This is a genomic window from Plantactinospora sp. CA-294935 (assembly GCF_050936445.1).
Taxonomy (GTDB): Bacteria; Actinomycetota; Actinomycetes; order Mycobacteriales; family Micromonosporaceae; genus Plantactinospora.
In genome coordinates this window covers 7,051,669-7,065,308 of the sequence record NZ_JBNJMU010000001.1, presented here as the reverse complement: position 1 = coordinate 7,065,308, position 13,640 = coordinate 7,051,669, and the positions used below count along the sequence as shown (strand labels likewise).

Here is a 13,640-nt window from a genome sequence, read left to right as displayed (position 1 = left end):
GTCAAGTCTCAAGTCGCCGGTACAACTCCGGATGGCGGGGCGGGATGGTCAGCGGGGGATGTTGGCGACTCCGATCCGCTTGCGGAACACCCAGTAGGTCCAGCCCTGGTAGGCGACGACGACGGGGGCGAAGAGTGCGGCCACCCAGGTCATCACCTTCAGGGTGTAGGCGCTGGAGGCGGCGTTGTCGACGGTGAGGGTGCCGGCCGGGTCGGTGGTGGACGGCAGCACGGTCGGGAACAGCGCGGCGAACAGGGCGGCGACGGTCAGCCCGATCGCGGCGGCGGTGCCGACGAAGGCCCAGCCCTCCCGGCGTGCCCGGGTGGCGGCCAGCGCCCCGGCCAGGGCGAGCGCGGCGGCCACGGCGAGCCCGACGGCGGCCGGGGTGTGCCGGATGGTCAGGCCGACGGCCAGGAACGCGGCCGTGACCGCGGCGGTGGCCGTGGCCGCCCGGGCGGCGAGCCGGCCGGCCCGGGCCCGGATCTCGCCGGTGGTCTTGAGCGCGAGGAAGACGGCGCCGTGCGTGACGAACAGCGCCGTCGTGGTCACCCCGCCGAGCAGCGCGTACGGGTTGAGCAAATCGAGCAGTCCGCCGGTGTAGTCGTGCCGGGCGTCCAGTGGTACGCCGCGCAGCAGGTTGCCGAGGACGACTCCCCACAGCGCGGCGGGGATCAGCGAGCCGAGGAAGATGGCGAGATCCCAGCGGGCCTTCCAGGCTGCCTCCGGGCGCTTGTGTCGGTACTCGAAGGCGACGCCTCGGAAGATCAGGGCGAGCAGCACGAGCAGGAACGGCAGGTAGAAGCCGGAGAAGAGGCTGGCGTACCAGCCGGGGAAGGCGGCGAAGAGGCCGCCGGCGGCGGTGATCAGCCAGACCTCGTTGCCGTCCCAGACCGGCCCGATGGTGTTGATCAGCACCCGGCGTTCCCGGTCGTCGCGGCCGAGCACGGGCAGCAGGATGCCGACGCCGAAGTCGAAGCCCTCCAGGATGAAGTAGCCGGTGAAGAGCACGGCGATGAGCAGGAACCAGAAGGTGGACAGGTCCATCGTGGACTCCGGTCGGGTCGGTCGTGGGCGGGCTGCGGGTGCGGCGGGCGGGCGCCGGGTCAGTAGGCGAAGGCGAGGGGGCGGTTCTCGTCGTCGGTGTCGGGATCGGGTTCGGCGGGCGGTGCGGTGTCCGGCAGGCCGGCGCGGGCGTACCGGATCAGCAGCCGGACCTCGACGACGGCGAGGGCGGCGTAGACCAGGGTGAAGGCGGTGAACGAGGTGAGGACCTCGGCCAGCGAGACGCTGCGGGAGACGCCGTCGCGGGTGAGCATCTCGCCGAAGACGACCCACGGCTGCCGGCCCATCTCGGTGAAGATCCAGCCGAAGCAGTTCGCGGCGAGCGGCAGGACCGGCATGACCAGGCCGGCCCGGACCAGCCAGCGGGAGTTCGGGGTACGGCCGCGGCGCTGCGCCCAGAGCACCCACGCGGCGATCGCGGCGGCGGCCAACCCGAAGCCGATCATGAATCGGAAGCTCCAGTAGGTGACCGGGATGACCGGGGTGTAGCTGCCGGGGCCGTACTGGGCGACGTACTGGGCCTGGAGGTCGTTGATCCCCCGGACCTGCCCGTTCGGGTCGCCGGTGCCGAGCACGGAGAGCAGGTACGGGATCTTGATGGCGAAGAGTTCCCGGCTGCCGTCCAGGCTGCCGACGGTGAGTACGGAGAACGAGGCGGGCTGCTCGGTGGTGTAGAGCGCCTCGGCGGCGGCCATCTTCATCGGCTGCACCTGCGTCATGATCTTGCCTTGCAGGTCGCCGGTGATCACGACGGCGACCGCGGCGGCGAGGGTGACCCAGGCGCCGAATCGGGCGGCGAACCGGAACGCGGCCCGGTCCTCCCCCGCTGCCGGGCTCTGCCGCTCGGCGGCCTGCTTGCCGGCCTTGCCGGTCGGGCGGCGCAGGTGCCAGAGGGCGATCGAGACCATCAGTGCCCCGGCGACCAGGAAGCAGCCGGCGAGGGTGTGCGGGAAGGTGACCAGGGTGACCTTGTTGGTGAGTACGGCGACGATGTCGGTGAGTTCGGCGCGGCCGGTGTCGGGGTTGATCCGGTAGCCGACCGGGTTCTGCATCCAGGAGTTCGCGGCCAGGATGAAGTACGCGCTCAGCGTCGAGCCGAGCGCGGCGGCCCAGATGGTGGCCAGGTGAATCCGTCGGGGCAGCCGGTCCCAACCGAAGATCCACAGGCCGAGGAAGGTGGATTCGAGGAAGAACGCGAGCAGCGCCTCGATCGCCAGCGGGGCGCCGAAGACGTCGCCGACGAAGCGGGAGTAGTCGCTCCAGTTCATCCCGAACTGGAACTCCTGCACGATGCCGGTGACCACACCCATCGCGAAGTTGATCAGGAAGAGCTTGCCGTAGAACTTGGTCAACCGCAGGTAGCGCAGCTCCCCGGTGCGATGCCAGCGGGTCTGCAGGATCGCCACGAGCACCGACAGCCCGATGGTCAGCGGTACGAAGAGGAAGTGGTAGACGGTGGTGACACCGAACTGCCACCGGGCGACGTCGAGCGCGTCCACGGCAAACCCCCAGGTATTTACTACCGGACGTAGTAAATACTACCTGTCGTCGTAGACGGTGGCGCTGGGAGGTCGATCACGTCCGGCGGGCGCCTCCGCCGGATCGCCGGACTCGTGAGCCGGCGGCGGTGCACCGCGTCCCGGCCGGCGCGACACCCCCGGCCCCGGGCCTCCCGGACGGCCGGCGCGTGCGACGATCGACCGCTGATGGAGACCACCACCGCCGCGCCCTGGCGCGCCCCTCGCTTCTGGCTCTTCCTCCAGGTCCTCGCCCGGGGCGTGGTCGGGCTGCTCGCCCGGCTGCGGGTCACCGGCGACGTGCCCGACAACCTGCGGCACGGCCCGCTGATCCTGGCCGCCAACCACCTCAACCCGTTCGACCCGGTGGTGCTGACCGCCGCCTGCCGGGTACGCCGGATCGCGCCCCGGATCATGGCCACCGGCGGGGTCTTCCGGGCCCCGATCGTCGGCTCCGCGATGCGGGCCAGCGGACACATCCGGGTGGACCGGCGTACCCCGACCGTCGGACTCGCCCTGGAGCACGCGGCGTCGGCCGTCGCCCAGGGCTCGGTGGTGCTGGTCTATCCGGAGGGGCGGATGGGGCTCGACCCCGGCATGTGGCCCGAGCGGGGCAAGACCGGCACCGCCCGGCTCGCCTTCGCCAGTGGCGCCACGGTGGTGCCCGTCGCCCAGTGGGGCGCGCACGAGGTGCTGCCGTACGCCGCACCGGCCGGCATGCTCCGGGCGGTCGGCCGGGCGATGCTCCGCCGGCCGGTGATCCGGGTGCACTTCGGCCCGCCCGTCGACCTGACCGGAATCGACCCGACCAGCCCCGGCGCCGCCGCCCGGGCCACCGACGCGATCATCGAGGCGCTCACCGTCGCCCTGGCACCGCTGCGCCCCGACGAACCCGACCGGCCCCGGTACGTCGACCCGACCCGGCCCACCGAAGCCCGGCGCCAGCACCGCCGTCCCCGCCTCGACGACGCGGCCGGCGGCTGAGCCGGGCACGGTGTTCCCGGCGTCGGGAGCACCGTGCCCGGGTTCGGTGCGCGCGGCTCACCGCAGGGTCGGCACGTCGCCGCCGGGCAGCCAGTCGACGGTGGCACCGGGCAGTCCCGCCGTCCAGGGCGCGGCCGCCTCGGCGAGCCGGACCGGATCCGGTGGCGTCGGGCCGAGGCCGATCGCGTACCGGGTCAGCTCCGGGGTCCGCTCGAACGGGCGCGGCCAGGCGTGCGGCTCCGCTGCCCCGGCCCGCTCCACGGCGGTGAGCAGGGCCCGAACCCGGCCCCGGACCCGGCCGAGCGTCACGCTGAACGCCTCGCCCCGGACCGCCCGTACGGTCAGCACCGCCCAGGCGGCGTGCCGGCGGTGCAGCGGCGGTGGCGACAACACCTCGGGGGGCGGCTCCGGGGCGGCTCCCGCCGCGTCGAGGAGTTCCCACCCGGCATAGAGCTCCCGGGTCAGCAGGTCCCGACCGGCCGCGGACACCTGCCCCGAGCAGGACCGGACCGGCGCGCTGGGCGTCATGATCTGCACCGGTGGATCGGTGCCGGCATCGACCGGGGCCACCGAGCCGTCCGGTTCGGCGGGACCGGCCGGCGACGGGTGCAGGGCGATCGGCTCGCGCCAGTCCCAGGCCGCCCAGTCGGCGAAGAACTGCCGCAGCAGCGGGACCGCGGAGAGGTCGCCGGCCTGGCGTACCGTGCGGGCGGCCAACACCGTCCAGGCCAGCCCGGGCAGCCCGCCGAACGGCGCCGAGTCGAGCCCGCGTACCCGCGCCCACGCCTTCACCTGCCGGGCCAGCCCGACGAACGCGGACCGGTGCCCGCGTACCGCCGCGAGCAGTTCCTCGGCGTCGCTGACCGCGCTCAGCGCGACCGCCGCCGCCGTGTCCAGCACGGCCCGGCGGGACACCGCCGCCGTCGCCGGCACGTCCCCGGTGGCGACCACCACCAGGTCGACGTCCCGGTCGTCGACGCGCAGCCGCAGGCCCGGCACCCGGGCGCCGCGCACCTGACGCAGCCCCGTCGCGGCCGGCAGCGCGGCCCGCACCCGGGCCTCGACCGCCGACATCTCGACCACGCCCGGCAGCGCCAGCACCAGGTCCAGGTCGGCGCCGGGCAGGGCGCAGCCGAGCCGCCGCGATCCGACGACGTGCAACACCGCCTCCGGCAGGGCGTCTCGCAGCCGCGACACCACCCGCCGGGTCAGCGGGTCCGCAGGCGACTGCTCCGGTACGCCGGAGCCGGCCGGTGCGGTGCGCAGACCGGGGTCGGCCGGTGCGGTGCCGCAGTGCCCGGGCGCCGGGGGCGGGTGCACGCTCTCCGGCTCGACCCCGGCGGGTCGGGCCGGCTCGCCGGACGGGTCGGTCGAGCCGTCGACGACGACGTCCACGGTGACGCCGTAGTGGTCCGAGACGAACAGGCCGTCGACGGAGGCCGGGGCGGTGCCGAGCAGGGCGGCGGCCTCGGCCCGCAGTCCGGTGCCGCGCAGCAGTACCCGGTCGAGTCGGCCCGCCCGGCCGGACAGCGACGAGACGGCCGCCAACGGGTTGGCCAGCGGATCGAAGGTCGGCGTCCGGTCGGCCGGCCCGTGCAGCTCGGACCAGGCGTCCCGTACCTCGGGCAGGACGCCGGGGCCACGTCCGCCGTCGTTGAAGTCGCCGACCAGCACCACCGGGCCGTCGATCCCGGCCAGCGCCTCGGCGAGCCGGGCCAGTTCGACCTGCCGTCGGGCCGCCCCGCCGTCGGCGTGGTCGCTGGTCAGGTGGGTACCGGCCACCACCAGCGGCCCGGCGGCCGACTCCACGGTGATCGCCGCGACCGCCTTGTGCGGGCCGAGCGGGTGCCGGCCCGCCTCCCGGACCGGCAGCCGGCTGAGCAGCAGCAGCCCGGTGTCGTCGACGTCCCGACCGGTCGGGTCGGTGCCCAGGGTGTAGCCGGCGCGGACCCACGGGGCGCTCAGCAGCAGGTGCAGCAGGCCGGCTTCGACCTCCTGCAGGGCGATCACGTCCGCGTCGGCGTGTTCGAGCGCGGCCAGCAGCAGCGGCCGGCGCCGGGCGGTGTCGATCCGGTCGCTGTCGTACCGGTCCCAGAGGGTGTTCCAGGTCAGCACCCGCAGCCGGGCCGGGCCGGGCAGCGATGCGGTGCCGGCCGGCGCGGGCGCGGCACGCCAGCCGGCGGCCGGTACGCCGGTCCGGCCATCCGGTCCGGCCGACCAGCGGAACGGCGTGCCGGCGGTGAAGGACGGTGCCCGGAGCAGCCGGGGTCGCCGGCTGCGGCCCACCGGAGCCGAGTCGATCCGGTCCAGACCGGCGGCCCGGTCCCAGACCACCTCGCCGTCCGCCTCGATGAACAGCACCCGGTGCCACGGGATGTCGCCGCCCGGAGTGAACGCGGGCAGCGGCACCCGTTTCGGGGCGGTGCCCCGGACGTTGACCCCGAGCACGAACCGGGCCGGGTCGAAACGCGGATCCCAGCGGATCCGGTGGTAGATCTCCTCGCTGGTCCGCATGCTCACCCCACCTCGCCACACACGGGCTCACCGTCGCGCACCGGCGCACCGTCGGCCGGGTTCTCCGGCTCCTCGTCGGCGAGGCTGCCGGCGACGTCGCCGACCGTGCCGTCCGGCCCGACGTACCAGGTGCGGTGCGCCTCCCCCGGCAGCGGCGGCCGGAACCGGCGGAGCTGGCCGGCGAGCACCTCCGGCGGCACCGGGTACGCCCGGTCGGCGTTGCGCCGGGCCAGCACGTCGTCCGGAACCAGCAGCACCGCGTGCGTGGTCAGCGCGTCGCGGCGGCGGGCCACGGCGTGCACCAGGGACCGCTGCTGCCGGTTCAGCGCGGTCGCGTCCCAGACGACCGTCCCGCCGGCGGCCAGCAGGGTGTCGAGCCGGTCCAGGCCGGCCCGCAACACCTCGGCGTTCGCCCGCTGGTCGGCGCGGGACCCCCGGGCCTGGCGCAGCTCGTCGAGGGAGACGATCCCGGCCACGCCCGGCAGGCGCCGCGCGAAGCTGCTCTTGCCGCTGCCGGCCGGCCCGACCGTCAGCACGAGCCGGGGAAAGCGCCCCGACCGCCACCGCCAGGTTGCCGCCGGCGCCTGCTCCGGCGTGCCGATCCGGCCGTCCGCGTACGCCTGGCGGGCCTCGGCCCAGCACCGGTCCGCCGCCTCCGGGTCACACCCGCGCAGCGCCGTACGCAGCTCGGCCCGCAGCGGGCGCAGCGGCGCCTCGGCGAGCAGGCCGGCCTCGTCGGCGTGCAGTTCCGACCAGGCGACCTGCTCCCGCGCCTCGGCGCTGCCGGCGTCGTCGCGGCCGGTCAGCACCGCGGCGGCGACGGCGTGCAGCACGCCGACGTCGACCGCGTCGGCGAGCCGGACCAGGCCGGCCCGGCGCGCCTCGTCGGGAAACGGCCGGTGCGGGCCGGTGTGCAGCTCCACCAGGTCGTTGATTCGGCGCGCCAGCGGCATGCCGAGCGGAGCGACCAGGCGGGCCGCCAGCCCCGGCCGGCGGGGCTGGGCGAAGAGGGCCGCCAGCACCCCGGCCAGGCGCGGGTCACCGCGGCGGTCCAGCAGGTCGAGCCGGGCCAGGACGTCGGCGACGACCTCCTCGGCCCGCTCGACCGTCCCGCCGTCACCCGCGGTGTCGTCGTTTCCGGTGCCGGTGCCGCCGAGGGTGGCGGCGAGCAGCGCGGGTACGTCCGCCCGGCCGCCCGACCGCACCTCCCAGAGCGGGGCGTGCGGGCCGAGCCCGTTGGGCAGCACCGGAGCCAACATCCAGTGCGCGTCGGTGCGTACGTGGTCCCGGCGTACCCACTTCGCGACCCGGGCGGCGAACTCGGCGCGGGTAAAGCCGTCGACGGTCCGGACCACGTAACCCTCCTGCCGGGCCGGGTCGAGCCGCAGCGTACGCAGGGCCCGTTCGTCGAAGGTGCCCCGCCACAGCACCGGCGGCACCGGCAGGCCGAGCCGCCGGGTGAACCGGACCGTCCGGTCCCAGTCCAGGCAGTGGTCACCGGCCCAGACCGAGAAGGCGTAGAACCAGCTCGCCAGATCCTGGTAGCCGATCGAGTGCCGGGCGTAGACGTTCTCCCCGCAGATCCGCCACCCGGCCGGCAACCCGGCGGCGATCCGGCCGTGCAGTGCCTTCAACCAGGCCCGGGACGGATGATGCGCCGAGTCCAGCGAGCGGGCGTGCAGGCCGTCCCGGTAGAGGGTGGTGTTCTCGCCGTCGAGTTTCTCGGTCACCACCACCTCCCGGCCGCGCAGGCCGGACAGGTCCCCGACCCGCAGGTCGTCGGCGGCCACCCCGGGCGACCAGGGCAGGTGCGGGGTGCGAGGGTACGGCACCCGCATGATCCACCCCCGACGACGACCAACCTGGTGATCGAAAACGGTACGCAGCGCGGCAATTCCCGGCCAGCCATTTAGGCATCGGCGAGCGGGAAGCGAACCGCGCCGGTCACGCGGATCCGGAGCAGGTCGACGGTGCTCTCAGCAAGCCGTGTCGCTCACCCTTGCTGAGAATGTCCGGTGCGGTGGTGGGATCGGTGCTCGTACTGTGCCGACAGAACCGGCCGCCAACCCGGTGTCGACTCGTCGCTCCGGCAGGCGGTGCAGAGCGTCCACAGCCGATAACCATCCCCGTACGTCTGGCAGTGGGCCAGGTAGTTTCCGGTGTATTCCCATGCCTCGCCGGCGAACCTGCACTCCGCGCAGTACCGGAACGACGACCTGTACTGCCATCCGCTCGGTAGGTTCCCGTTGCATCCGGTGACGAGCGGCTCCACCACCGCAGCCCGAGCCTGCTCCGCCGGTACCGGAGCCGGCTGGGCCAGCGCCGGGCCCGCAGGCACCGCCACGCCGGCAGAAAACGCAGCGGCCAAGGCCAGCGCGAAGGCCGCTTTCTTGAGTAAGAATCCACGTCCCTGTGTCATGTCGCGAAAGTTATCAACAGGCGACTTCTCGGCGGCTTCGGCTGCTTCTGATGTCTCTCTGAGACGACAACCGTAGGCTGCCGGGTTCAGGGCGGCGATTCGAGTGACGACGATGCCGGGTGTGAGCCGCCCGTCGAACGAGCTTTGGGAGGTTTCGATGTTGCGATCGACCTTCGGCGCCGCTCGGTTGGCGCTCGGGCTGGTCACCGCTCTGACCCTGGCGCTGATCGCCGGCCAGCCCGCCGCTGCGGCGGGTACCACCACGCCGGAGGGCGGCTGGCAGCTGACGAACATCGGCCAGCGCATCTGCATCCCGGCCGGCGAGTCCTGGTGGACGTACTTCTGGATCACCATCGACGGAGAGTGGTCGACCCCCATCGAGGTCGGAGCCCGCAACCTGCCCGCCGGCACGACCACGAGCCTGCCGCACGCGCCGATCCCGCCCGGATCGAGCGACGGTCACACCGCGCTCAATCTGATCGCGATGACCCTGCCGCCGCTACCGTTCGGGGTGTACCAGCCGGTGCTGACGGCGTCGGACGGGCTGCAGACGCAGAGCGTCCCGGTCACGATCCAGGTCCAGGAGCGCTGGGGCTGCGTCTGAGTCTCAGCGGCCTACCGCCCGGGACTCGTGCCCCGAACCCTGCCGACCACGAGTGAACCGTTTCCGGTCCTCCTGCAGTCCGCCGCGGGCGCTGGGGGAAGCCGGGGCGCGTGCGCCGCCATGCCGAGGATGAGAAGTGCAGCCCACACCCGTCAGTTGGAACGGCGCTGCCGCAAGTAGGCGGGAATACCTCCCGGGCGGTCCGCACCCCGAGCGCCTCGCGGGCTGGGCGATCCGCCGCTTCGCGGTGGTGGCAACGCAGAGGCTAGTACCTCGTCTTTGGAGGTTGATCGTGTAATCCGTCGGTTCGGAGGAATTTATCGGGCGGCTGTCTCCCAACATGTTGAGCCGTGGGAGGTGGCGGCGGGAGTTCCTCGACTTCCTCAATACCCTGCGCCGCTGGCCCGACCAACGCCTCTACCTGATCGTCGACAACTTCTCCCCAACACAAACATCCCGAGATCCGCGTCTGGTGCGCGACCAACCGCGTTGACCTGGTGCCATCTACGCTTTCTGGCTGAACTGGATCGAGGCCGAGTTCGCCGCGGTGCGGTACTTCGCCCTCAACGGCACCGACCACCGCACCCACGCCGAACAGGACGCCGCCATCGGCGACTACATCCGCTGGCGAAACCAACACGCCCGACCGAAAACCGCATTCGCCACCGGTTCCAAGATCCGCCACCCCGACTACCCGTTCAAGACTGCATGACGAGGCACTAGCTCTTCTCCGTCTTGTCGTTCGTCTTGTCGGACGAGCGCGGCAGGGGGATACGAAGACGGGGGAAGTCAACGAACCGACCCTTTTGACTGAGTTGGGCCAGCAAACGAGACGCTTCGGCACGTCCTCGGGCGTCTCCAATGCGTTCAAAGTAGGAATCGGCTTCAGTCGAGTGAATTATCGCTTCCTCGACCAAACCTACTTCCGCCGAGTACCTGGCAAGCTCAAGCGTCGCAAGACCGGCGTCCTCCCACCATCCCGAGGCCAGCGCATCGTCGCGGCTCTCGATCGCGTACACCTTCGACCTCGCCAGATTGCCAACTTTTCGAGAGTGCACGGAGAGTAAACGAATAGCCCGGACGCGCTCAATCAGTTCCCCGCTCCTGTCGGCTCGCGCGAGCGCCTCCTGCGCCACCGATTCTGCCTCCGTAAATTGGCCAGACAATATAAGTGTCTCAGCCATGTCGTTCAACAGCCGGCAGATTCCGTGCGCATTTTCGCAGGCTCGCATTTCTTGCAAGCCCCTCCCGAACAAGTTGAGCGCTTCGACCCTGTCCCCGTTCTCGCGGACAATGTATGCCTGAAGTCGCAGCAAACTTGCATGCTGGTAGTTTGCTGACGTTGAATCAACCAGGCGCGCCGCCTGCGCATGGTAGAACTGGGCGCGGGCCGCGTTCTGCATGAAGAACGCCATATAACCAAGGTAGGTCAGGAACCGCGACTGAAGTGTTGAGTCGTCGCTCTGCTCTGCGGCGAGCGAGCCCAGCTCCCACGCACGTACGGCGTCACTCCAAAGACCGCGCGCGTGCAGATAGTAACCCAGGCCGGCGACGATATCCTTCGTGCGTTGCATGTCTCCTCTACTGTAACACCACTCAATTAGGAATACAATATTCGGCCGATCTGCGTCAATTCTCGCGTATTCGGCGACTGCGATTGCCTTGACCCGCTCATCTCCAATCGATCGTTCGAGCTTCCGAATAACGTAGTCGGCAGCTCGCTCGAGCAACGGCTCCGAGTCCTCGCCCACCCGGTCAAGGGTGTAGCGCTTCACCAACGGATGGACGGTCCAGGCATCCTCTTTGCGCTGCACCAGCGCCAATCGGCTTAGATGAAAGAGTGCCTCGCGACTTTCGTCAACGGAGATCTGCGTACAGTTCGCCAACATCTCTGTCGTGGAGGGTAGTGGAAGTGTGGCTATTGCTCTTATTGTCTTAGCTGCGTTCGGCTGACTTTGCAGCGTCGCCCATAGTCCAGCGAAAGAAAACTCCGCTAACGGATCTTGGCTGCCATTGTCGTCAAGCACCTCGTCGGCTGGCATGCCCAACCTAATTTGCGCAGCCGACCAAACGATCGCAAGGGGAAGCCTACCTGAGCGACGAAGTATTCTGGCCTCATCGTATTGAGACAGTTTCTCGGTGTGTTCCGAGAATTGCTGCTCGAGCAGGGTTGCGGCATCTTCTTCACTTAGAATGTCCAAGGCTATCGCAACGGCGACGTCAATCTTATACCTTGTTGTGACGATCGCCTTGGTCGGTGCCGGCAACTCCCTGAGGAACGAGTACACTGTCTCGTCGTCGATTGTTTCGAGGTTGTCCACAATTATGAGCGTCCGCTGCTTTTTTAGAGCTGATTTTGCTGCCTCAAGTTTGTGGTCATCACTAGATCTCGTAATATCCTCTCGCCCTAAGGTAATGCCGATCGTATCAAGAATGTCACTTAGGGTACGGTGTCGAGACGGCCTGGGACGAGGGCCTTCTGCTGCGAGCAACTCCTCCTTCGCCGAAGTCCAGATGACTGCACCAAAACGCTCTTCGGGTAAGAGGGACCTGAATGTATCGACGTAGTGCCGTGCGACGACCAGCGCTAGGGCTGATTTGCCGCTTCCGCCTATGCCGTCAATGGATACAATCGAATGTTGAGACTGCGGATATGGGCGAAGTAGCTGATGGATCTTCGCCTGCTCCTCTGTGCGTCCCACGAAGTTTGTGAAGTCGGGTGCGGGTAGGTTTTCTAGAGGTCGAGGGTCGGAGTGCACAGCGCGATTCGACCGTGCCGTCGCCCGCCTAGAACGTCGGGATCTGTTCCAGTCGGCCACCGACTTTTGGCCGAAGAGTGCCAAATATATGAGCCCCAGGGCGGCAATGACAATCGGTACGATGATGTCCGCGAGGCTCATTCGCTATTCCCTTGAGCGAGAGACCTCTTCTGGGCAATTACTACCAAGCCTAGTCCTCGTCGTGCCCACCGGCCGGCGATGGTGTTTTCGATTAACATGGCGCGATGGACGACACGTCGCGTGAGTCGATCCAAATGCGGCCACCTTCGTAAGGCACGATTTATCACTCCAGCATTGCGTCCCCGCTCAAGGGAGAAGAATGCCCAGTAGCAGAAGAGCCAACGTGACTGTACCCGGTGCACAGCGAATCCGGCAGCCTCGATCGCTGGCGATATCGTCTCCCACCTGTACTCCCGAACATGTCCCGCGTGATAGCTCTTGCGTTGTAGGCTTCGGAAGAAGATGTGAGTCCCGGCGGTTGAATTTGGAACCGCAATAACGAGCCAGCCGCCAGGACGAGTTATGCGTTCCAACTCCCTCAGCACCTGAGTGGGTGAAATTACATGCTCCAGGACCTCGGCACACAGAGTGAAATCGCTAGCGCCGGTTTTGATGGGGATGTGGGCGGCATCACCCTGTACATCGAGTATCCTCCCGGAGGCTTCGATCAAGTCCTGCGACCTCCTGAGGGCATTTGCGGAAAGGTCAACACGGATGGCCAGGTCAAAACCCCGGGAAATCAGCGCACGGGTGTGGCTCGAGGCGCCTGAGCCCACGTCAATTGCTACACGGCCCGTGCCGGCCTGAGCCTGAACGATGGGTACCAGCCAGTCCACAAAAGCTTGGTTCTCCGCGTGATACCAACCGGGAATCCTCTGGATGTCTCCCGTGGATTTATCGGCCTCGCGTTGCTCGTAATATCTACGGTATTCCCTGGTTGCGGTCGGTTCGTGCTCCATCCGGGCCCGTGTCCCACCGAGAGGTGCGAGTTCGGTCAGGTCACGAAGGCTGGATATGCGGAAATCAGCGCGCCCGAGGTCGCGTCCTAGCACTGAATTAATTCCCACAGTTACGAGACCCACGGTGCGGCCGAGGGCAATGCCTTCGGTCATATCATCTACGATGATGGTCCTGGCCGGTTCGGACCCCGTCCTTCGAAGGATTTCCCACAACGCGATAGGGTCCGCCTTCGGTGCCTCTGTCCCTCTGGCGGCCATGATCGTGCAGAAATATTTCGTCCATCCGTATCGCCTTGCCGCAGATACAACGCAGGATCGGAGCTGATTACTGAGGACTGCCATACTGATGCCCAGCCCGTGCAGTTCTGCCAGTGTTTGTGCCGCACCTTCGGTCGGTCGGACCTGATCAAGGCGTTTGCGATACTCGTACTCAAAGGTACGTGCCGCATATTTGAGCTTTTTCGCCGGCACGCTCTGCTCCTTGTAAAGGTCGATCCATCGCATACCGACACGCTCTTTCCACTGACCGGGCGTCAGTAATGCGCCTCCGAGCAACGCGATGGCGCTAACGTGCGCTGCCGCCGTGGCATCAATCTCGTCTACGAGCGTTCCCGACCAGTCAAAAACAATTGTCGTAGCCGAAGGATTGTCTGACCGATACATGGTTCGACTATACGTGACGCACCCCACATACACACCGTGTCAGTGAGCCGACTCGCCCTCAACTTAGGATCTTGATTACTCGGATCTCGTTTCTCCGCCTGGCTGCGGCGGCAGTGGTCGGGGTTCAACGCACGTGTG

10 protein-coding genes are annotated in these 13,640 nt (G+C 68.9%); 3 read left to right on the top strand and 7 right to left on the bottom strand.

The annotated features are described in order from the left end of the window. Window positions 1–48: 48 nt before the first annotated feature. Together cydB and ACQEVC_RS31015 are read right to left on the bottom strand one after the other, a co-directional pair. Window positions 49–1,044, bottom strand: a complete 996-nt coding sequence (gene cydB, locus ACQEVC_RS31020) for a cytochrome d ubiquinol oxidase subunit II (protein WP_432884579.1) — start codon at window positions 1,042–1,044, stop codon at window positions 49–51. Between the two features lie 59 nt (window positions 1,045–1,103). After that, entirely contained in the window at window positions 1,104–2,561 is a 1,458-nt protein-coding gene (locus ACQEVC_RS31015) for a cytochrome ubiquinol oxidase subunit I (protein WP_432884576.1), read from the bottom strand. Window positions 2,562–2,768: 207 nt separating this feature from the next. On the opposite strand from ACQEVC_RS31015, the gene ACQEVC_RS31010 reads away from it, so the two are divergent. After that, window positions 2,769–3,563, top strand: coding sequence for a lysophospholipid acyltransferase family protein (locus ACQEVC_RS31010; RefSeq protein WP_432884573.1), 795 nt, complete (start codon window positions 2,769–2,771; stop codon window positions 3,561–3,563). A gap of 57 nt (window positions 3,564–3,620) precedes the next feature. Here the strand turns inward: ACQEVC_RS31010 and ACQEVC_RS31005 are convergent, their stop codons facing one another. The 3 genes from ACQEVC_RS31005 to ACQEVC_RS30995 all read right to left on the bottom strand — a co-directional run bounded on the left by ACQEVC_RS31005 (window position 3,621) and on the right by ACQEVC_RS30995 (window position 8,703). After that, the gene (locus ACQEVC_RS31005; protein WP_432884571.1) at window positions 3,621–6,077 is read right to left on the bottom strand and encodes a poly(A) polymerase; all 2,457 of its coding nucleotides are present in this window, start codon (window positions 6,075–6,077) and stop codon (window positions 3,621–3,623) included. A gap of 2 nt (window positions 6,078–6,079) precedes the next feature. Continuing rightward, a complete protein-coding gene (locus ACQEVC_RS31000; protein WP_432884569.1) occupies window positions 6,080–7,909 on the bottom strand; it encodes an RNA ligase family protein in 1,830 nt (609 codons plus the stop codon). A 161-nt stretch (window positions 7,910–8,070) separates the two neighbouring features. Further along, on the bottom strand, window positions 8,071–8,703 hold the full coding sequence (locus tag ACQEVC_RS30995; protein ID WP_432884566.1) for a hypothetical protein: 633 nt from the start codon (window positions 8,701–8,703) through the stop codon (window positions 8,071–8,073). On the opposite strand from ACQEVC_RS30995, the gene ACQEVC_RS30990 reads away from it, so the two are divergent. Together ACQEVC_RS30990 and ACQEVC_RS30985 are read left to right on the top strand one after the other, a co-directional pair. Beyond that, window positions 8,654–9,100 carry a DUF5980 family protein gene (locus ACQEVC_RS30990; RefSeq protein ID WP_432884563.1) on the top strand — a complete coding sequence of 149 codons (447 nt, stop codon included), beginning with the start codon at window positions 8,654–8,656 and terminating at the stop codon, window positions 9,098–9,100. The genes ACQEVC_RS30995 and ACQEVC_RS30990 overlap by 50 nt on opposite strands. Window positions 9,101–9,602: 502 nt before the next feature. Further along, window positions 9,603–9,812 (top strand): transposase, encoded by a 210-nt coding sequence (locus tag ACQEVC_RS30985; protein WP_432891796.1) that lies wholly within the window; start codon window positions 9,603–9,605, stop codon window positions 9,810–9,812. 7 nt (window positions 9,813–9,819) lie between these two features. Here the strand turns inward: ACQEVC_RS30985 and ACQEVC_RS30980 are convergent, their stop codons facing one another. Beyond that, window positions 9,820–12,000, bottom strand: coding sequence for an AAA family ATPase (locus ACQEVC_RS30980; protein WP_432884560.1), 2,181 nt, complete (start codon window positions 11,998–12,000; stop codon window positions 9,820–9,822). Then, complete coding sequence (locus tag ACQEVC_RS30975; RefSeq protein ID WP_432884558.1) at window positions 11,997–13,502, bottom strand: HAD hydrolase-like protein; 1,506 nt, start codon at window positions 13,500–13,502, stop codon at window positions 11,997–11,999. Before ACQEVC_RS30975 ends, ACQEVC_RS30980 begins: the two co-directional genes overlap by 4 nt. Window positions 13,503–13,640 lie beyond the last annotated feature (138 nt).